This window comes from Clostridium carboxidivorans P7, assembly GCF_001038625.1.
In the GTDB taxonomy this organism is placed as follows: domain Bacteria; phylum Bacillota; class Clostridia; order Clostridiales; family Clostridiaceae; genus Clostridium_AM; species Clostridium_AM carboxidivorans.
Genome location: NZ_CP011803.1, coordinates 1,656,922 through 1,678,202, shown reverse-complemented (window position 1 = coordinate 1,678,202; position 21,281 = coordinate 1,656,922). Strand labels below are relative to the sequence as shown.

The window sequence follows — 21,281 nt, the reverse complement described above, 5'->3', positions numbered from 1 at the left end:
TACTTAAAAAAATCAAACTAACAGCAGCTAAGCTATTAGTTTGATTTTTTATTTTTATTTCAATATTGTCATAAATTTATCTACAAATTCATCAATCTTTTTAAATTCATCTTCACTTGGAACAAATTTAAATCTAGCTCCTTCTTGAACTACATTAAACTTTAATGATTTTAATCTTTCAGTCATCATAGGAACACCTTCTCCGCTCCATCCATAGGATCCAAAGGCACCTGCTGCTTTTCCTCTATTAGTAATAGCACATACTAAAGATAATACATCCCATACAGGTTTAACAGCATCCTGATTTATAGTTGGTGAACCCATTAATATTCCATTAGATTTTTCTATTAAAGTTACTATATCATTAATATCCATAGAAGTTATTTCATGAGCTTCTGCTTTAACTCCCTTGTCATTTATTTTCTCTGCTATATAATTTGCAACTTTTTCTGTATTTCCATAAGCTGATATATAAAATATTTGTACATTCTTTTCATTGGATTTTTCTACTTCCGCCCAAGTTTTATAAAGTTCAACATATTTTTGTACATCATCTATATGTACTGGACCATGGCTTGGCGCTACTATATCTATATTCAAATCCTTTATTCTATCAAGACCCATAAGTACAAATCTTTTAAATGGTCCCATTATCACATCAAAATAATATTTCATTTCATCAAAATAATCATCTGAACAATTATCAGTTATAGAATTTTCAGGACAATAATGGCATCCAAGGAAATCGCAAGTAAATAACACTTGTTGATTTTCTGCATAAGTAAACATAGTGTCAGGCCAATGTAAATTTGGTGCACTTATAAACTTAAGATTAGTTTTTCCAAGACTTAATTCATTTGGTGCAACCTGATTTTTAAATTTCATGTTAGCTATTTCTTCAGCATACATTATAGCAGCTTTAGAAGCTATGACAGTAGCTTCTGGATAAGCTTTAAGTAATTTGCCTAATGAACCGCTGTGATCTAATTCTGTATGTTGAACAATTACATAATCAACCTTTCTGTCTCCAATTATACTTTTTATATTCGAAAGGAATTCATCAAAATATCCATCCTTTACAGTGTCAACTACTGCCACTTTATCATCGTCTATTAAATAAGAATTATATGTAGTTCCCTTTTTAGTTTCCATTATTATGTCAAATACTCTTAATTCGGGATTATTCACTCCAACCCAATAAATATTATCCTTTAATTTTACAGTACTCATAAAATATCCCCTCCATTTTTTTAAAATTTGACTTTTGTTATTTCCTATTCTACCATAAAACGAAAATTTTTCAATACTGATAATGATTATTTTTTAAAAAATATTATTAAATAAGTTCAGATATACATTTATTGTAAAAAATATACTGTAAATGCAGTGCTCTAGTGAGACAAACATATAATATTTTCTTATCTAATTCGTTATCTTTATAGTTATCCTTATTACAATTATATATAACACTACAATCAAACTCTAATCCTTTTGTCATATAGGAAGGTACTATTATTTTCTCCAATTTTAAATTTTTATCTGTTTCTTTAACAAGCTCCCATTTATAATTGCTGTATTTTTTTAAATGCTCTTTTATCTTTTTGCATTCTTCGTAAGTTCTTCCTATAACTGCTATACTCTTTTTATCCATAGCTTTTACTTCTTCTACTATAGAGTCTAATTTTTCTGCAAACTCTCTATTATTATTAAACTCAATAATTTCCGGACATTTACCATGCCTTAAAACAGGCATAGCAGGTTTTAACTTATTTTTTTGTTTCTTAAGCACTTTATTTGCAAATTCTATTATTTCCACTGTAGAACGGTAACTTTGAGTGAGCTGTATATAAGTAGCTTTATTTCTAAATACATCATCTACTAAGCTTTCCCATCTCTCTATACCCTTATAATAATATATTCCCTGTCCTATATCTCCTACTATAGTTAAAGAATTATTTAAAACCATTTCGTTTAGTACAGCTATTTGAAACATACTATAATCCTGTGCTTCATCTATAACTATATGTTTATATTTATATTTTTCTGGCACGCCTTCTATTTTGAATTTTAAATACATCATAGCTGCTAAATCATCACTATCAAAAATGTCATTTTCAAAATTGTAACTTAATTCCTTTTTCACATACAAAGCAAGTTTTTTAGGTATTTTATCCTTAATAACTTCATTAAAAATTTCCTCTTCATTAAATAAGTCAAAATAAAATCTTTTAGTATCTGTTATTTTCCACTTATCAAAATAATCTTCAAAATTTTTGATGCTTGCTTGCTTTATTTGCACCTTCTTATTATCTCTTGCATCATATAATTCTATTAGTTTCTTTCTTCTTAAAGGACCATCTTCCATGGTTTTTTTTACTCTTGCTATCATATATTCATAAGAAAAATCTATTTTATCTAGTACATTTCTTATCTTTTCATCTATTTTTAATGTAAAATATCTTTTAATTTCATCTTTTCTATTATTTAAAGATAAATTTACCATATCTTTAGAATATAATCTTTTTATCTCTTTTTTATCGAAAAGCAAGTACTTTTCAACCTTTATATCCTCTATATCTAAATCTTTTAACTCTACATACTCTATATATTTATCCATAAGTAGCTTATATTCCATTGTACCTTTAATGTTGCTGCTTTTAGTCATATACTTTAAGTTTTCACTATCTTTTGCTTCTAATATATCTGAAAGCTTTTTATCCTTTGTAATTAGTTTTCCTTTAAGCTTTAATACTTCAAGAGCTATTTCTTCAAAAGTAATCTGTTTAACAGTATTTATTCCAAGGTCAGGTAAAACTTCTGATATATAATCTAAAAATAACTTATTAGGAGCTACAACTAAAATATCTTCTCCTTTAAGTTTTCCATTATATTTATATATTAAATAAGCTAATCTATGAAGTGCTACTGTAGTCTTTCCTGACCCAGCTGAACCTTGAACTATAAGTGCTGTATTCTTTTCAGCTCTTATTATATCATTTTGCTCTTTTTGTATGGTGGCAACAACATCCTTTAATTTATTACTTACACTTTGCTCTAAATTGATTTTTAAATATTCATCCATTAGAACATTTTCTCCACCACCTGCTGATCTTAAAATTATTTCATTTATGCCTTCATCAAAAGCATTTATAAGTTTACCTTCTTTAATTAAAAACTTTCTTTTAAGAGTTAATTCGCCACTAACTATTCCCATAGGTGCTCTATAAAAAACTTCTCCATAGGTTCCACTATAATATAAATCAGCTATTGGCGATCTCCAATCTATAACTTTTTCATCACCAGTTGTCATATCCATAAGTCCAAATTTTCCTATATAAAAAATCTCATTATCCCTTTTATATTCTCTAAAATCTATTCTTCCAAAGTATGGTTGACTTTTAGCTTCATTATATTTTTCTAAATTTTTATGGGTTATTTTATATAACTTTTCCTTTGTTTCTAATTCTTCATTATATTTACCTTTAGATTGTTTTCTAAGACCATCTATCCTCTTTTTTAATTCATCATCATTTTCTTTAATTTTTATTTCTTCATTATGTATCCAATCTTCCATTTCACTTAAATTATTTTTTTCCAATATAATATCTTCATCATTTAAAGCCATTAGAACACCCCCAAATATATATACAAAAATTAATTTTATATTTAAGCATATGATATGTCAAGTATAACAACATGCCAATGGAAAATTTTTACTTGATAAACGCATAAGTTAAATGGTATATTTTATGTGCATTATTATATTACTTTTATAAAAATTGTAAATTAAAATAATATGATAAAATTTAAATAATAGAAAGAAGAGAGACAATTGATTAAAACATCAAAAAAACTTTTAATATTTGCAGGCATTGTTATAGCATATCAATTAAATTCTCATAATATAGCGCTAGCTTCCAATGTGCCTCCTGCATCTAAAACTCAAACCATTTCAACTAATGATAAAAATACTAATAAATCACAAGAAGATGCACCTAAAGTTTCAACAGCACAAGATACTTCTAAAACTCTACTACAAAAAAATGTATCTGATTCTTCAAATGTTGAAAACACTTTTGCTTTCTCAACATCTAATGTAGATAACATTAGCAATGTACCTTTAGATAAAATTTGGTCAATACAATTTAATCAACCTATAAATTTATCTTCTGCTAAAAGCAGTATAAAAATTATAGATAAAAAAAACAATACAGAAGTACCATTAAATATATCACTTACAAAAAATAACCTTTGTATAACTATATCCACTATATCTCAATATAATTCTGATAATTATTATTCATTAAACATTGATAAGACTTTGATGTCTACAAGCAGTAAATACTTAAACACTTCTTTCAGTATGAATTTTAAAACTGTTTCAAAAGCAGCCTCTATAGATAAAATAAACTCAGTGGACAATATGGATGTATCTATAAATCAAAGTGATAGCTATAAATTGCCAGATACAGTAACTGCTGTTATGTCTTCTGGAGATAAAAAGCAGGTAAAAATTATTTGGGACAAGCCTTTTGATTCCTCTAGCATTCCAGGAAACTACATTTTTCAAGGAACCATTGATGGATATAGTAAAAAAGTAATTTTGAGTTTGCTTGTAAATGCTCCTAATAAAAATAATCTATCTAGTATTAGCACTACTTCCGCATGGATATGGCAGCTTCAAGATTTAGTAAATAAATATGGTAGCATAGATAATTTAATATCAAAATTAAAATCTTTAGGTATAAATAATGTCTGTATTAAGTATCATGAAGGTTCAAGTCCAACCGGAGGCGGCATGAATTTTAGAGATGATTTTTTGAAATATGAAAATAATTTTAAACAAGCAGGATTTAAAGTAGGTACCTGGGGCTTCAATCACTTTACTAATGTTGAAGCTGAAGCCAATATAATAGTTGATGCTATTAATCATAGTGATTATTATGTTCTTGATGTAGAAGATGCTGTAATAGGTAAAACTTCTGAATCTGAACAAGTATGCAGCATTTTAAGAAGTAAATGTCCAAATGCTATTATTGGATATACTTCTTATCCTATAGCAAGTTATCATCAAGATATACCATATTCAGTTTTCAATAAATACTGCGATTTTTCTGCGCCTCAATGTTACTGGGGCGAAATGAAATGGCCAATAAAAAAATGTATGGATTTAATGATTAAAGACTATAAAAATTATAAATTGGACAAGCCTATATATCCTTTAATACAAACCTATGATGTATATTATAGCGATTACGCTGACTATGCAGCATATAAATTCAAATGTTCTGGATTATGGTCTTTCGATGAATTAGATGCTAGATGTTTAGACTTTTTAAAGTGTGAAGGAAGCAAATTGAACAACTAAATTTTATAAGTATATATTTTCTATATTAATTGAAATAGTAAAACAGATTGCCTAATTATTTATTATGGACAATCTGTTTTTTTATTTTTTACACACCTTCAATATTTTCTCTCTGAATATCTATTATTTCTGCATCAGTATTACATTCTACAAAAGTTATAATATTTTCCATTGTAGAATCTGCTTGTGAGGAGCTTCCGCATATTCCTGCAATACCTATTACTATTATTTGATGAATATCCTGCTCATCAACTTCTGCCACTGATATATTGAATTTATTCTTTAACCTTTGAACAATACTTTTTACAATCATTCTCTTTTCCTTTAAAGAATGTACCCAGGATGCCCTCAAAGTAATTTTTATAAGCAAAATCTTCACGTATTTTCACCATCTCTTTTTTCTATAAATATAATTTTGTTTCAATTCTTCTATCATAATCTGACCAATTATTAGGTTCTGTTTTATCTTTTATTTGACAAATCTTATTCATGGTAGCATCTATTGAATCAGCATAATTAACTATAAATGATTCTTCCATTTTCATTGTCCTTGGAGAACCAAATTCAAGCTTTCCATGATGCTGAACAATACACCCTTTTACTCTTGTTATAAAATCCTCTGAATAAAATTCAGGTTTTTCTCTAATTGCTTTATCTATTAATTCCACTCCAATGACAATATGTCCTTCCATTTCTCCTCTATTAGTATATTTAAAAGGCCCATCATAATATAATTCATAAACTTTTCCAATATCATGAAGCTTTGCCGAAAGCATGGCTATTTCTGTCCTCCTGCATCCATATCTTTCACAAAGTATAGCTGTTAAATACATGACATTTAATGTATGTTCTGCAAGCCCACCTAGATAATTATGATGCATGGAAACTCCACCTATTCCCTTTTTGAATTTATTTAAAAATATTTCATTCTTAAAAAAATAGTCATTTAAAGCCTTAGCTTCTTTTGAAACAATGTATTCATTAGTATATAGTTCAATTTCATCCATAATTTCTTCAATAGGTCTTTTTACTGTTGGAAGATAATCTGAAATATTATATTCTAAAATCACTTCATATTTTTTAACATCCAGGTTTCCATCTTTTATACCTTCAATTTCTATTACTATTCCTTCTGTTATCTCATTATTTTTATTTGGTATATTAGCTTTTATTTCTCCACTTTTATCTCCTAGTATGCATACTATTTTATCACTATCCTTAAATATTACCTTCATTACCATTAATGATACTTTTATGCTACTGCTACTTTTTATATCATTTAAAAAGTTCTCTTTTTTAATCATACTTTTTCCTCCAAATTAAGCATATTAAATAAGTATTAAAAATAAAAATCTTATTTTAAAAAATTCACTTATTTGCTTTTAACATGTTGTAAATTTAGTATATGTAAAAAATTTATTTATACTTATAATCGTATTTTATCATAAACTTCCTCACATTAATTAATTGAACTTAACCATTTTATAAAAAAGTTTTTATTAACACCATTATTAACAATTTTCATTATCAATTAATAATAAAATTCGTATAAAATATTTTTCAGAAATGCCTTTACATTTTCTCAATCTTAGTATATTATAATAACACATTAAATATTATCAATTGATAATATTCATTACAAATATTTATGTTTAAGGAGGATTTATATGGGCATTTTTTCTTTTTTCTCAAGAAGTTCAAGCAGACATCATGGCAATACTGACCATGGCAGCGATTATTACAAAAGGAAACATCATAAAAAATCTGGCTTCTTTAGTTCAATAATTGGAAGTGTGTTTTCTTCCAGAAGCCATTCTCACTCCCGCAAACATTATTCTCATTCTGACCACCATCAATATCATCATAGAAGGCATCACCACAGCTCATGGTCTTAAATTTTTTTAAAAGAGATAAAATATATTTGCCTGGTGAACAAATTGACAAATATACCATAGTAAAAATAATTGGCGAAGGCAGATATGGAATTTGTTATTTAGTATCTAATAACAATAAAAATTATATATTAAAGCAACTAAAAAAAGAAATGCTAAAAAAGATAGGAAAAAAAGTCTGCTTTGAAGAAGAAATATTGAGTTCCATTAATCATAACTGTATACCACGATTTATAGAAAAAATAGAAAAAGATAAATTTTCAGGTTATATTTTAGAATTTAAAGAAGGCAAAACCTTTGAAGAAATAATTTTTAAGGATGACTATATTTTTAAAAGAAAAGAAATATATAAAATTTGTTTTCAGTTAATCAGCATTTTAAAGTATTTGCATAGTATGGGTATTGTTCATAGGGATATACGAGTACCAAATACACTATATAATAATGGTAAAGTTTATTTATTAGACTTTGGATTAGCTAGATGGATTAATGATGAACGCTATACTATAGATGTGGATTTTTCATATTTAGGTGATTTTTTGTTACACTTATATTACACATCCTTTGAAATTGTAAATAAAAAAAGTAAACCTTGGTATGATGAATTAAATTTGTATAAAGAAGAATTAATGTTTTTGAAAAGACTTATGGGTATTGAAAAAAAATATAAAAGTTTAGATGAATTAGAACATGATTTCTTATGTTTTAAACACTATGAAATATAATTGACCATATATTTATATAAAATATGTTAATAGGAAATAATTAAAAATGCGTTGGTTTAAAGCTCTCTCTTTTATACCAACGCATTAATTTTCTTTTATGCAGAATTTTTCATTTTGCATAAAGCTGCTTTTATAGCAGTATAGCTTACCTCTTCTGGCAGCATTTCTTTTATATTTCTTAACTTTGTACTATCTGACTTTTCTATAGCTTGAAAAATGCATTCTTCATACTCCTTTGGTATGAAAAAATCTAAATCTACATCCATTCCTTCCATGGCACATCTCATTATATGATCCTCAATAGTCATAAATTTCAAATTTCTTTCCTTGCTTATTTCTTCTAATGATTTGCCTTCATTAAACATGTTTAAAGTTACAACATGACTTGGAACATCATGTTTTTCGCACACATCCTCATTTAATTCTTTCTCAGTTTTATACGAAACTTTTTCTGAAGGATGTTCTTCTATATAAGCTCTTATGGTATTTAAAAATTCTTCTCCATACTTTTGAAGCTTTGATTCTCCAACACCTTTAATATCAAGAAATTCTTCATCATTTTCAGGAAGTTTTTCACTCATATCCCTTAAAGCTGCATCTGCAAAAATTATATAAGGAGGTACTGCCTCTCTTTCTGATATAGTTTTTCTAAGAGATTTAAGCAGCAAAAAAAGAGAATTTTCTTGAACAACTTTCTTCTTAGCCTTATGAATTTTTTGAAATACCTTTTCTTCACCTTTAAGAACACTTACTGCTTTTTCCTTAAGTCTTACCACAGGAAATTGGCTTTCAGTAAGATATAAATAATCATCTGCTATAAGTACATTTATTAAATCCTTTATTTCCTTTACAGTATAATTTTTCATTATTCCATAAGTAGAAAGTTTTTCAAAGCCAAAATCTAATACCTTTTTATCTTTTGAACCTCGTAGTACCTGTGATACTAAAACTGTTCCAAACCTCTGCTTCATACGAGCTATGCATGAAAATATCTTTTGAGCATCTATGGTTATGTCTGAAAGCTCTGTTTCATCCTTACAAACACTACAATTATCACAAAAATCTGGCACATCAGTTTCCCCAAAATATTCTAAAATAAACTTTCTAAGACATTTAGTAGTATGGCAATAATCAACAACATCCTGAAGCTTTCTATATTCATTAATTCTTCTTTCTTCTGAAAATATGCTTTGTTCTATAAGAAACTTTTGAAGCATGATATCCTGAGCTCCAAATAATAAAATACATTCACTTGGTTCTCCATCTCTTCCTGCACGTCCTGCTTCTTGATAATACGCTTCCATATTCTTAGGTATATTATAATGTATAACATATCTTACATTGGATTTATCAATTCCCATTCCAAAGGCATTAGTAGCCACAATTATATTTACATTATCATATAAAAAATCCTCTTGAGCTTTTGTTCTAGCTGTATCACTCATACCTGCATGATATTTTCCTACAGAATAACCTTTCTTTTTAAGAGATTCATAAATATTATCCACTTCTTTTCTGGTTCCTGCATAAATTATTCCAACTTGATCCCTATTATTTTCTAAATACTTAAGTAAATAATCCTTTTTATTTTCTCCCCTAACCACAGAAAAATATAAATTTTTTCTATCAAAACCTGTAGTATACACATTAGACTCTTTAAGGCCTAGAAGTTTTACTACATCTTCCTTAACCTCATTAGTTGCTGTAGCTGTAAAAGCTGAAATTATAGGTCTATGGTCTAATTTTTTTATTAATGGTGCAATAGACCTATAACTTGGTCTAAAGTCATGCCCCCATTGTGAAACACAGTGACATTCGTCTATAGCAATCATTGATATATTAAGTGTCTTTATAAGTTCACAAAAACTTTCGGATTCTAACCTTTCTGGTGCAACATATAAAAGTTTCGTATATCCACTTACTGCCATTAATATTCTTTCTTGAAGTTCATATTGGTCCAATGAACTATTTATAAAACTTGCTTTTACTCCTATATCATTGAGAGCATCTACTTGATCCTTCATAAGCGATATCAATGGAGAGATAACTATTGTTATTCCCTTCATTAAAAGAGCAGGTATTTGATAGCATATAGATTTACCTGCTCCTGTAGGCATTATAGCAAAGGTATCTTTTTCTTCCAATATACTATTTATTACCTTTTCTTGACCTTCTCTAAAACTATCATATCCATAATATTTCTTTAATAAAACCTTAGCCTCTTCAAGCATTAAAAGACAGACCTCCTGCATTTATTTGTATATCTTAACAATAATACTAACCTCTATAAATTAAAAATATTCAAATTGTAATATTTATTTTCTATTTCTAATGACAATAATACATCATCAAATCTATAACATCAAGTCCCCCTATATATGGTGAGCATTTTATATCCACCACTTTTCTTTTATTTTTTTGCAATGAGACTTTCAAAATTGACCAAAATATAGTATACTTTTAAAATGTAATTCAATTCACTCAAAAACTAAAGAACAATTTTTTTATGATAAAAAGGAAGTGTTAAAATTGAAAAAATACTTTTTTATTGGACTTGGAGGATTTTTAGGTGCTATTTTAAGATTTCTAGTTAAAACTGCTCCCATTAATAATCTTGGAAATATGATTCCTGTAAACACTTTATTTATCAATGTTACAGGAAGTTTTTTATTAGCTCTTATAACTACTGCAGCACTGGAAGGCTTTAAAATAAGTACAGATTTAAAGCTAGGTATATGTACAGGCTTTCTAGGTGCTTATACAACCTTCTCAACCTTATGCAAAGAAAGCTCTGAACTCATTTACAAATCACATTCGCTTTATTCATTAACTTATATATTGTATTCAGCATTTTTAGGATTAACTGCTGCTTATTTAGGAGTAATTATAGCTAGAACTGCCGTATCTAAATTATATAATAGAACTGTTGAAAACTTAGGAGAGAATTAAATTATGGAAATCTTGCTAGTAGGTATTGGTGGTATTTTAGGAAGCTTAACCCGGTTTTCTTTAGGGAAATTTATAAGTAAATACTCAAAATCACCATTTCCTATAGGAACTTTTATTATAAATATTACAGGTGCAATTTTACTTGGCATAGTTAGCTATATAGGCATAAATAAAAACATGTATTTACTTATAGGTGATGGTTTTTTAGGTGCTTATACTACTTTTTCTACATTTATGTATGAAGGTTTTAATCTTTTTGAAAAGAATTTTAAACTCAATGCTATTGCCTATATATTACTATCTTTTATTCTTGGTATAATTGGATACATAATAGGTATGAAACTAGGTTTATTATTACATTAAAAATATTTAGTGAGTATGTAGATTAAATTACATACTCACTTATTTTACTTTATAATTATATTTTTAAATGATAAGAAACTTTTTAAATAATATATGAAATAAAATTAAAGCTATCAATATAAATGATAAAATTCTATGTATCTTTAACCAATGTCCTCTCATATTTCTATTTATAAAAAATCCGTATATACCAAGTAAAGCTACTACAATCATCACTATTAATGCTGTAAGTCCTGGTATGGATAATCCCTTTGTCATATACATTAAATACAAATGTCCTAGTACTGCTATAGAAGCTATAATTCCTGCCATTTTATGATATTTAACAACATATTTCATAACCATTCTGTAAAAATCAGAATAACTTTTTTTATCCTTAGGAAGCTTATTTATGTATTTTTTATTAATATATTTCATAAAAAAATTAAGTAAAGCTACTCCATACCCCCAAAAGCTTATCCACCCCAACATTTTTCCAAATTCTTTCACTTTATCACCTCCTGTAAAATTTATGTATATTGTATCATACAAAGTTATTTTCCACAAATACTTTTTATTATTTAGTAATATATGTTTCCCCACTTTTAAATCAAAAGTTTACCTCATTGTAGCATTTTCATTTGCTGAGCATATATTATTTAATAAAACATAAGTAATCTTGCAATACTTAAGGAAAACAGGAGGCTATACAAAATGAATAAAGAGAAAGCAGCTCTTTTATCTATAGTATCAAATTCTACACTTGTAATTTTTAAATTTATAGCTGCTATATCCATAGGTTCTATAAGTGTTATGTCTGAAGCCATTCACTCTTCTATGGATTTACTAGCAAGCTTTATAGCATTTATTTCTATAAAAAAAGCTGCTGCGGCTGAAGATGAAGAACATCCTTTTGGACATGGTAAATATGAAAATGTTTCTGGCTTTGTAGAAGCACTTCTCATACTTTTTGCAGCAATTTTAATTATTTATGAAGCTTTAAAAAAAGTAATTTATAGCTCTAGTATAGAAAATGTTGGCCCTGGTTTACTAGTGATGTTTGTATCTGCTTTTGTTAATTTCATAATTTCTACTGTACTTATGAAAATATCAAAAAAAACAAATTCTATTGCTCTAGAAGCAGATGCTCTTCATCTATTGACAGATGTAGCCACAGCTTTAGGTGTATTTTTTGGACTTATACTTGTAAAAATCACTGGACTTTCAATAATAGACCCTATAGCAGCTATATTAGTAGCTTGTTTAATTATTAAAACTTCTATAGATTTAATAAAAAAATCTTTAAATGATTTAGTTGACAGTAAACTTTCCGATGAAGATATAGAAAAAATTGTAAGAATCGTAAGCTCTCATAGAGACATTACAGGTTATCACAGACTTAGAACAAGAAAGTGTGGAGAAAATAAACAAATAGATATTCATTTAATAATCAACAGAAATTTTTCACTAATAGAAGCACATGATTTATGTGATACTGTTGAAAGTGAAATAAAAGTATCCCTACCTAAATCTTATGTATTAATTCATGCAGAACCTTCATATAAATAAATTACTGACTAAAAAATTGTTGTTTACTCAACTTTGGCACATACAAAATTTTAACTTTATATAATAGGTACATTTGAACTATTTTTAAATAATACTTTATGGCGCAGCCTGCAAAAATAGTGAGTTAGTTGATTATTAACTACATTGGAAATAATTGTATATTTTTTATGTTATATTTTTCAACAACCTAAATAATAAATCTATTTTGAGGTATTTCTATAAAATAAAAAGCAACTGACTTTTAAATTAAATATATTAGCCCAACAGCAGGCTCTGACTTAGTTTTAAATGTTATAAGTTATGATTAAATATAATTTTTAATTACGTACGTACACTTGAAGTTGCTAGTTTGAATTTTAACTTTTATGAAGTGATATATGATAAGGGTGTCATCACATTAGCTAAATTGTTTTAGTATTATTCTTAGCTCAAAATTTTTGAAAGCCTTAGAACTTTAGTCCTGTCTGAGGGAACCGAGTTTGACAAAGTTCTTAGGTTTTCAAAAATTTCGAGCTTTAGAATAATTAAAACATTTAGCCGTGATGACACCCTTATTATATATCACGGAATGAAAGTTAAAATCCAAACTTCCACTACACCCTTATGTCACATAATTTTTAAACTGCAAAAATTGAATCTTATTTTACTATCATTCTTTCCAACTTTTCCTTATTCACTGGATATCCAATTTCCCTAGCAGTATCCATCATAGTCTGTATATTTTCTAAAGGTGTTTCTACAGGAAGACTACATCCTGACATTATAACATATCCTTTAGGACTGTCATAACCTTCCATAACGCTATTTATTACAGCATTCCTCACTTCATTTTTTGTGCCTGCATACATAACATTGGATGGGTCTATGTTACCTATTACCTTCATTTTGTCTCCTATAGTCTTTTTACAATCCGAAAGGCTTACTATATTATCCATACTAAAGCCACCTACACCTATGGATGCCATTTCTCTTATGTCAGGCCATATTTTTTCTGTCTTTCCACATATATGCAAAACACAAGTTTTACCTTTTGAATTAATAAATTCTAAGAGCCTTCTCAAATAAGGAAGACAAAAAGTTCTAAAATGTTTAGGACTTATTATAGTAGAAGAAGACAGAGGTTCTGAAATAGTAGGTGAAAGTCCTACATCCATTATAACCTTGGCATACTCTATACAAGTTTGAAGTGAAATTTCACAAAGCTTATGTACTGCTTCTGGATTTTTAAAAAATAATTTTGTCATTTTTTCAATACCTACAAGAAAAAAAGCATTAGTAAATGGACCTACAATACCTCCTGAACAAGGAACCTCTTTTCCTAAAGCATCTGATAAGTATTTCATAGCTTCTATAAATACTGGAAGTCTTCCATCTTTATAAGGATTAGCTACTTTTATTTTATCAATATCTTTTATATCACTGATTGCAGGTTTCAAAAGATCTGCTGTGTTATCTTCAGGGAATAGAATCTTGGTACCCATGGCCTCTGCCCAAACATAAAGATCAGTAAAGACTCTAACCCCATCCATTCCAAATTTTCTGTAAGCAGCTATTTGTGCTTCAGCTATAGCTTTACCACTAGTATTGAATTCTGAAATTTTACAACCATAAATACGTGCTACTCCATTTGCTATATTGGGATTACAAGGTAATCTATCAACAATTTCTCCTTTACCCAATGCTATAGCTCTCTCCATAGGAGTCATTTGATCCTTCATATTTAAGCCTCCAAACCGTTACCCTTCATTTTACTTACCAAATCTTTTGCAAATTTAGCAGCTTTTGAAGCATCTGTAGTATATCCATCAGCTCCTATTTTATCTGCATAGCTTTGTGATATAGGCCCGCCGCCTATCATAACTTTTATTTTATCCTTTAATCCCTGTTCTTTTAATATATTTACTACCTCAGCCATACCATCCATAGTTGTAGTCATAAGAGTTGATAAAACTATTATAGATGCTCCTACTTCCTTAGCCTTTTCAACAAAATCTATTGGAGGTATATCTCTTCCAAGATCTATTACTTCAAAACCTTCTGTTTCCATCATTATTCTAACTAAGTTTTTTCCTATATCATGAGTATCTCCTTGTACTACTCCTATTACCACTTTTTCCTTAACTTCATTTTCATCTTTCTTCAAATGAGGCTTTAATACATCAAGTCCTGCATACATAGCATCTGAACACATTAACAATTCTGGAATATAATATTCTCCTTCTTCATAAAGTTCACCTGCCCTGTTCATACCATTAGCTAATCCCTTATCTATAGCTTCATATGCATTTATATCATTTTGTACGCACTGTTTTGAAATTTCTACAGTTTCATCTTCCTCCATATCAACAACTGCATCTGATAACTTTTTAATTAATTCGTCTTTCATAATTTTCTCTTCCTTTCAAAGTTTGTATAATTATATTTAATTCACATCTTTACCCAGCATTTTTATTTTTATATTTGATTATGTATAAATTCTGCACCCTCTTTCTAAAAATGCCCTAAATTAATTGTATTTACTTTTATACCAATTAGACAATAATTATTTGTAAATTTAATAGACATGCCTCCTTCAATTATTCTTTGTTATACTAATTGTTTTAAATACAACATAAAAAACAGCTCATCAAAAGCTGTTTTTTACTAATATATTCTCAGATTTAATATTTGTATAATAAGTACACTGCAACTCAATTTTTTCAGAAGACATTTGACAGAGGATAATGAAGGTAAGTTTTTTTAAATTAAAGATTTTTCGTAGTGTAGCGTAGAAAAATCATCCTTCACTGTCCTATGTCAATTGTCCTCTGTCCTCTTAAAATTCTCAGGCACCTTAATTACAACTTGTGCTCCTCCTGTAATAGGTGAATTTCCAATATAAAGTTCACCACCATGCTGCTTTACAATTGAATGAGCTATATACAATCCCATACCATAATGGGCTTTAGAGTAGTTTCGGCTTTTGTCACCTGTGTAAAATTGTGTTATGGCAAATTTAATATCTTTTTCTGAAAAGCCTTTACCACTATCTGTAATAGTAAAACAAATGTTGTTCTGTAGATACTCTGCTTTAAAATATATTTTACTATCTTCTTTTGAATAATCAACTGCATTAGAAATAATATTAATGATTGCTCTATACATTAAACTGTAATCAATATTAATTTTCTTTGGTAAACCTTCATCTTTAAATTCAACCTGTAACTTTTTTATACATGCAAGAGTATTTAATTGGTTATGAATACTCTTTATAAATTCTTTTGTATCTACTCTTTTCAACTGTATTTGAAAACCTTTTTCCGCTTTGGAAAGTTCAATAAGTAATTTTATGTATTTTTCAATTTGATTGGCATTTTTATGAATAAAATTTGTATATTCTTGTTGATCTTCATTTAAAGGGGAATCTATTAGTAGTTCAGCATTTCCTTTAATAACTGCAAGAGGAGTTTTTATATCATGAGCAAGAGCTGAAATTTGCTCTCTTTTTGCTTGTTCAATACTCCATTTTTCACTTAAGGACTTTTTTAATTCCTCCTTCATATCAGAAAGTGACAATAACACATCATTAAATTCCTTAATTTTAGAATAGCCTGCTTCAAAATCTAAATCCTTTTCTTTAATTTTTTCTACTGCTTCAAGTAAAGGATTTAGCTGCTTTTTTATTTTTTTTCCATAAAGTGTTGAAACACCAAAAATAATAGTAACACATAAAAAAATAAATATTAAAGCAAACATTACTTGAGGATTAGGTAAACTATTATTTAAAAAGTCAGGACTATACCTCATTATAATATAATACTGTAGTACGCATACTCCATCTTTTCTTGTGATAACATAATACTGTTTTGTCCCTCCTCGGTAACCATAACTTCCTCCCATTGCACATTTTTTCGCTTTCTCTAAATCCTCAGAGTTTAAATCTGTTTTAATTACTTTATAATTTTTATCAAAAACAACAAACTTACATCCTTTAGGAATCATACTTTCCGTAACACTTTGTGCAGATTGAATTTGAGATTTTGAAGCTGCAGCTAAACCTTCACTATAATTTGCAGGCAAAAATACATTGAACTTTATAAGCAATAAAATAAGTTCAAAATATACTGATAAAAAAACAATGAATGCTATAATCATAGTTAATAGATATCTAAAAAAAATCCTCCTCATAGTAGGTGATTTTTTAATTATTCCCATTTATAGCCAATCCCCCAAACTGTTTCAATTGGAGATAACTCAAAAACTAAAAGTTTTGCTCTTATGTTTTTTATATGTTCTGCAATACCTGAACTGTCACTTTCTCTTTCATATCCGTAAACAGCTTCATAAATTTGCTCTTTTGTAAATACCTGTCCTCTATTTCGTACAAGAAATTCACAAATAGCATATTCACTTTTTGTCATAGGAACTTTTCTATCTTGTATTATGATTTCCTTACTTGCCAGGTTAAATTTCATACCAGAAACAGAAATCATGTTGTGCTTTTCTCTATTTTCCCTTCGCAAATGGGCATTAACCCTGGCACGAAGTTCGCCTGTGCCAAATGGTTTGGTTATGTAATCATCACCACCTATTCCAAGTCCAAACATTATATCACTTTCCATAGTTCTAGCAGTTAAAAATAATATTGGTGAGTCTACTAATTCACGAATTTTTTTGCATAATTCAAAGCCATCTATATCGGGCATCATAACATCTAATAAAATCAGATCATATTTGGTGTATTCATTAACTGACAATTTCTTTGCATCATCAACTATTGTAATGACATGTCCATCCTTTGCAAGAACATTTTTAACAAGAACTAAAATATCTTTTTCATCATCTATTACTAAAATTTTTGCCATAATGACAACCCCTTTCAAACTAAAAGACTATTCATCACACTTACGGCCTTCCCAAAACTTAAACCATAAAAGTTCTAATATCAATATTCCAAAAGTATATGTACCTGTAATAAATGCTGCTTTTCGAAAGTAGTATGAAAAGTCAGGAATTTCTTTATGCATGGCTACAGCCATAAAATTTAAAGCAATAAAATTACAAAATCTTACACTCCATGCCCATGGAATATACATCCAGTATCTATCTCCCAGTCCTGTAATCATTAGAGCAGCAATAAGCATTCCTGCAATTCCAAGAAAAATAGATGCACCTCTGCCAAACTTTAAGCTAAGCCAAAAACTCAATATATAAATAAATATATTACCAAAAGTAATCCATGCAAATGCTTGAAAATATAATGAATATGGAATACTATATACATGCAAAAACAATTTCAATCCCAAAAGTACTATACCAAGAGCTAAAAATAGTGAAAACATTCCCATAAGAATCAAAGTAAGCAGCTTACTTAAGCACGTAGTAATCCTTGATTTTGTACTTAGCAATACTTGAAATTGACCTGCTTGTTCCTCCTGTGAAACAACTATACCACAAATTATTCCAATTAGTAGTGGAAACAACATACTAAGACATTCAAAATAGAGCACATGCTTTTCTACAGTTTCCACACTGTTAAACAAATTGTAACACATTAGAAAAAACAATGCACCCAATACAGGAATTACAATATGAATCCAAAATATTTGGGTATGTTTTAACTTTTGAAAATCAGCTCTTAAAGCTCTAAATAATGATACCATATTATATCACCTCCTGATTTTTAAACCAATGTGATGTAGCAATAAGTATTACAACAAATAGCATAATAGACAATATAATTCCTATAGGAACTACACCTGTATTAAGCATATAATCTTTTGCTGCTGGCATCTGCCCATTGGGAAGTATTCCAAGCATAGGACACATAAGACGGCTAGTCCAGCTATAAGGACATATCCACCAAATGGATTTTACAGCCATCATACTGTTAAGGGCTATACCTACTGCAACATTTAAGATAACTGGTACAAAAAATCCAAATTTCTTAGCTAAAAATAAGCAAAGAGGAATTTGCCATAATGATGTTATTGCAATAACAATAGCTGCAGTTATTGCATTTACAATTGGAATAGTAACTATAGAACTTAAAGCAAAACCTGAAATAATTCTTGGTAAAATAAATTTTCCTACTAATGCTGCTCCTAATGGCAAAATAATACAACAAAATAAAACATAAATAGCTATAAGTATAACTTTTGAAGTCCAAACTTTTTTTAAGTCAATAGGCATAGAAAAAACAGCTCTATATTTAATTTTCTTTTCTTCTTTTTGATTTACAAGTGCACAGAGAAGTGCAATATTTCCTGGCAGCATTACCATGTACCACCAATTAAATGTATTTAACTCATAATAAACTCCTGACATAACACCAAAAAGCAATGTAATAATTGGAAAAATCAAAACAAGTTTTTTTGTCATTGTCTTTTTTAACTTTAAATTTTCTGCCTTCAAATATGAACTCATTTTAATTACCTCATTTCCCTTTTACTTTTTTTAACTACTTCCATAAAGAGAGTTTCTAAGTCTTCACCTGGATTAATTTTTCCTTCATATCCTAAAATACCATTGCTTATAATTCCAATATGATCTGCAATAAGCTCTACTTCTGACAATATGTGGCTGGATAAAATAACGGTTATCCCCTGTTCTGGAAATGAACGAATAAGCGTTCTCAAATCTTGAATTCCTATAGGATCTAATCCATTAGTAGGTTCATCTAAAATTAGAAGTTTAGGATGATTAAGTAGTGCAATGGCAATTCCAAGCCTCTGTTTCATTCCCATAGAAAACTGTCCTGCACGTTTTTTTCCTGTGTTTGTTAAATCAACAGTTTGGAGCACTTCATCAATACGGGATTCCTCAAGTCCTAAAAGTGTAGTTCTCACTTTTAAATTTTCTCTTGCAGTTAAATTTTCATATAGTGGAGGTGATTCAATTAATGTACCAATACTATTTAAATCCTTTCTGCTCCAAGGATGTCCTTGAAAAACAATTTCTCCTGAAGTTTGGTGAAGCATTCCTGTAATCATCTTTAATGTGGTAGACTTTCCAGCACCATTTGGTCCTAACAAACCATAAATTGAGTTTTCTTTAATAGCAAGTGAAATATTATTTACTGCTCGCTGCCCTTTAAAATTTTTACATAGATTCTCCGTTTTTAAAATATACTTTTCCATTATTATCAATCCTCTCATTTAACTATCAATACATTATTTTTTAAAATGTCTTAATTCATGATTTATTATAAACATCAATTTTAAGGATTTTATAAGGATTTAAAAAAAATAATCCCAGTGACTTTTTCATCACTGAGATTATTTAACCAAAATTATTTTTACCTACGTTCTATTATTTTTCCTTTGTACATGTCTTTTAGATTTATTTTTATATTAAAAGTCTTCTCATATTGCTTAATTAAACTCTGCTCTCTATCTGTAAATATACATATAGATTTGCCAGCCTTACCAGCTCTAGCTGTTCTTCCTGCTCTGTGAAGGTAGTTATCAGTATCTTCTGGTATATCGTAGCTAAAAATGCACTCTACATCCTGTATATCAAGACCTCTAGCTGCTATATCAGAAGCTACGAGTAAATTAATTTTACCTGCCTTGAAGTCTTCTAGAGCTCTTTTACGTACTTCTTTATCTGCGGTTCCGTATATAGATTCTGATTTTATTCCATGATAATTTAGCTTTTCAGTAAGTACTTCTATTTCATCAGGTTTATTTACAAATACAATAGCCTTTTTAGGATTTAATATGTGAAAAACCTTTCTTAAAATTAGTATTTTATCTCTTTGCTCACATTTAAAACACATATGTTCTATATTTTCATTCATAGAAGTTTTTCCCTGTGTTCTTATAACTTCATATTCTTTCATTAAAGTTTTTGCTACATCTAAAGTTCTTTCATCTATAGTTGCTGAAAAAAACATTAATTGTCTATCCTTTAATGTAGTTTTTATTATAGCCTTAACATCTTCTACATTGTTTTTATCTAAAAGTTTATCTGCCTCATCAACTACAATGGTCTTTATCATATGTGCTTTCATTTTTTTTAGCTTAATAAGTTGAAGTATTCTACCCGTAGATCCCACTACTATATGAGGTTTATTGTTTTTTAAATTTTCTATTTGTTTTTTTATATTTATATTTCCTATTATAGCCGCTGATTTAACTGGTATTTCTGAATCTTCAGCTAAAGTTTTTATCACATCATTCACCTGTATTGCAAGTTCATGTGTAGGTGTAAGTATAAATGCCTGCACTGCTTTACTATTTGTATCTATATTTTGAAATATAGGAGCTAAATAAGCTAAAGTTTTTCCGCTGCCTGTTTCTGCTTCCCCTACTATATCCTTGTTCAAAATAGCCTGTGGAATTGCCTCCACTTGTATTTCTGTTGCATATTCAATGCCTTCTTTTTTTAAACCTTCTGTTATTTTTTCATTTATACCTAATTCTTTAAATAAAGTTTTTGTCATGTGTTTTTAAC

19 protein-coding genes are annotated in these 21,281 nt (G+C 28.5%); 5 read left to right on the top strand and 14 right to left on the bottom strand.

Annotated elements, in window-relative coordinates; all coding sequences use genetic code 11:
- Positions 1 to 54: 54 nt before the first annotated feature.
- Positions 55 to 1,230, bottom strand: a complete 1,176-nt coding sequence (locus Ccar_RS07240; RefSeq protein WP_007061764.1) for an FprA family A-type flavoprotein — start codon at positions 1,228 to 1,230, stop codon at positions 55 to 57.
- A gap of 106 nt (positions 1,231 to 1,336) precedes the next feature.
- Positions 1,337 to 3,625, bottom strand: a complete 2,289-nt coding sequence (gene helD, locus Ccar_RS07235; RefSeq protein ID WP_007061765.1) for an RNA polymerase recycling motor HelD — start codon at positions 3,623 to 3,625, stop codon at positions 1,337 to 1,339.
- Positions 3,626 to 3,832: 207 nt separating this feature from the next.
- Between helD and Ccar_RS07230 the strand changes: the two genes are divergently transcribed.
- The gene (locus Ccar_RS07230) at positions 3,833 to 5,368 is read left to right on the top strand and encodes an Ig-like domain-containing protein (RefSeq protein ID WP_007061766.1); all 1,536 of its coding nucleotides are present in this window, start codon (positions 3,833 to 3,835) and stop codon (positions 5,366 to 5,368) included.
- An 88-nt stretch (positions 5,369 to 5,456) separates the two neighbouring features.
- Here Ccar_RS07230 and Ccar_RS07225 read toward each other — a convergent pair whose 3' ends face one another.
- Positions 5,457 to 5,747, bottom strand: coding sequence for a DUF503 domain-containing protein (locus Ccar_RS07225; protein WP_007065208.1), 291 nt, complete (start codon positions 5,745 to 5,747; stop codon positions 5,457 to 5,459).
- 22 nt (positions 5,748 to 5,769) lie between these two features.
- Positions 5,770 to 6,672 (bottom strand): 3'-5' exoribonuclease YhaM family protein, encoded by a 903-nt coding sequence (locus Ccar_RS07220; protein WP_007061768.1) that lies wholly within the window; start codon positions 6,670 to 6,672, stop codon positions 5,770 to 5,772.
- Positions 6,673 to 7,253: 581 nt separating this feature from the next.
- Between Ccar_RS07220 and Ccar_RS07215 the strand changes: the two genes are divergently transcribed.
- Positions 7,254 to 7,985 (top strand): protein kinase family protein, encoded by a 732-nt coding sequence (locus Ccar_RS07215; protein ID WP_007061769.1) that lies wholly within the window; start codon positions 7,254 to 7,256, stop codon positions 7,983 to 7,985.
- Positions 7,986 to 8,080: 95 nt separating this feature from the next.
- Here the strand turns inward: Ccar_RS07215 and recQ are convergent, their stop codons facing one another.
- The gene (gene recQ, locus Ccar_RS07210) at positions 8,081 to 10,216 is read right to left on the bottom strand and encodes a DNA helicase RecQ (RefSeq protein WP_007061770.1); all 2,136 of its coding nucleotides are present in this window, start codon (positions 10,214 to 10,216) and stop codon (positions 8,081 to 8,083) included.
- A 289-nt stretch (positions 10,217 to 10,505) separates the two neighbouring features.
- On the opposite strand from recQ, the gene Ccar_RS07205 reads away from it, so the two are divergent.
- Together Ccar_RS07205 and crcB are read left to right on the top strand one after the other, a co-directional pair.
- Positions 10,506 to 10,934: a fluoride efflux transporter FluC gene (locus Ccar_RS07205; protein WP_416101167.1), complete on the top strand. Its 429-nt coding sequence runs from the start codon at positions 10,506 to 10,508 to the stop codon at positions 10,932 to 10,934.
- Positions 10,935 to 10,937: 3 nt separating this feature from the next.
- Positions 10,938 to 11,297 (top strand): fluoride efflux transporter CrcB, encoded by a 360-nt coding sequence (gene crcB / locus Ccar_RS07200; protein WP_007061772.1) that lies wholly within the window; start codon positions 10,938 to 10,940, stop codon positions 11,295 to 11,297.
- A 63-nt stretch (positions 11,298 to 11,360) separates the two neighbouring features.
- Here the strand turns inward: crcB and Ccar_RS07195 are convergent, their stop codons facing one another.
- Positions 11,361 to 11,786, bottom strand: coding sequence for a hypothetical protein (locus Ccar_RS07195; protein WP_007061773.1), 426 nt, complete (start codon positions 11,784 to 11,786; stop codon positions 11,361 to 11,363).
- Positions 11,787 to 11,990: 204 nt separating this feature from the next.
- Here Ccar_RS07195 and Ccar_RS07190 point away from each other — a divergent pair, with 204 nt between their 5' ends.
- Positions 11,991 to 12,845, top strand: coding sequence for a cation diffusion facilitator family transporter (locus Ccar_RS07190; RefSeq protein WP_007061774.1), 855 nt, complete (start codon positions 11,991 to 11,993; stop codon positions 12,843 to 12,845).
- A gap of 638 nt (positions 12,846 to 13,483) precedes the next feature.
- Here the strand turns inward: Ccar_RS07190 and Ccar_RS07185 are convergent.
- From Ccar_RS07185 to Ccar_RS07150, 8 genes are all read right to left on the bottom strand, one after another.
- Positions 13,484 to 14,563: a uroporphyrinogen decarboxylase family protein gene (locus Ccar_RS07185; protein ID WP_007060632.1), complete on the bottom strand. Its 1,080-nt coding sequence runs from the start codon at positions 14,561 to 14,563 to the stop codon at positions 13,484 to 13,486.
- A 2-nt stretch (positions 14,564 to 14,565) separates the two neighbouring features.
- Entirely contained in the window at positions 14,566 to 15,231 is a 666-nt protein-coding gene (locus Ccar_RS07180; protein WP_007060633.1) for a corrinoid protein, read from the bottom strand.
- A 410-nt stretch (positions 15,232 to 15,641) separates the two neighbouring features.
- Positions 15,642 to 17,039 carry a sensor histidine kinase gene (locus Ccar_RS07175; protein ID WP_007060634.1) on the bottom strand — a complete coding sequence of 466 codons (1,398 nt, stop codon included), beginning with the start codon at positions 17,037 to 17,039 and terminating at the stop codon, positions 15,642 to 15,644.
- Positions 17,030 to 17,689, bottom strand: coding sequence for a response regulator transcription factor (locus Ccar_RS07170; protein WP_007060635.1), 660 nt, complete (start codon positions 17,687 to 17,689; stop codon positions 17,030 to 17,032). The genes Ccar_RS07175 and Ccar_RS07170 overlap by 10 nt, the downstream gene beginning before the upstream one ends.
- Positions 17,690 to 17,716: 27 nt before the next feature.
- Positions 17,717 to 18,487: a lantibiotic immunity ABC transporter MutG family permease subunit gene (locus tag Ccar_RS07165; protein ID WP_007060636.1), complete on the bottom strand. Its 771-nt coding sequence runs from the start codon at positions 18,485 to 18,487 to the stop codon at positions 17,717 to 17,719.
- 1 nt (position 18,488) lies between these two features.
- Entirely contained in the window at positions 18,489 to 19,250 is a 762-nt protein-coding gene (locus tag Ccar_RS07160) for a lantibiotic immunity ABC transporter MutE/EpiE family permease subunit (protein ID WP_007060637.1), read from the bottom strand.
- Between the two features lie 5 nt (positions 19,251 to 19,255).
- The gene (locus tag Ccar_RS07155; protein WP_007060638.1) at positions 19,256 to 19,963 is read right to left on the bottom strand and encodes a lantibiotic protection ABC transporter ATP-binding protein; all 708 of its coding nucleotides are present in this window, start codon (positions 19,961 to 19,963) and stop codon (positions 19,256 to 19,258) included.
- Between the two features lie 158 nt (positions 19,964 to 20,121).
- Positions 20,122 to 21,270, bottom strand: coding sequence for a DEAD/DEAH box helicase (locus tag Ccar_RS07150; RefSeq protein ID WP_007060639.1), 1,149 nt, complete (start codon positions 21,268 to 21,270; stop codon positions 20,122 to 20,124).
- Between the last annotated feature and the right edge of the window lie 11 nt (positions 21,271 to 21,281).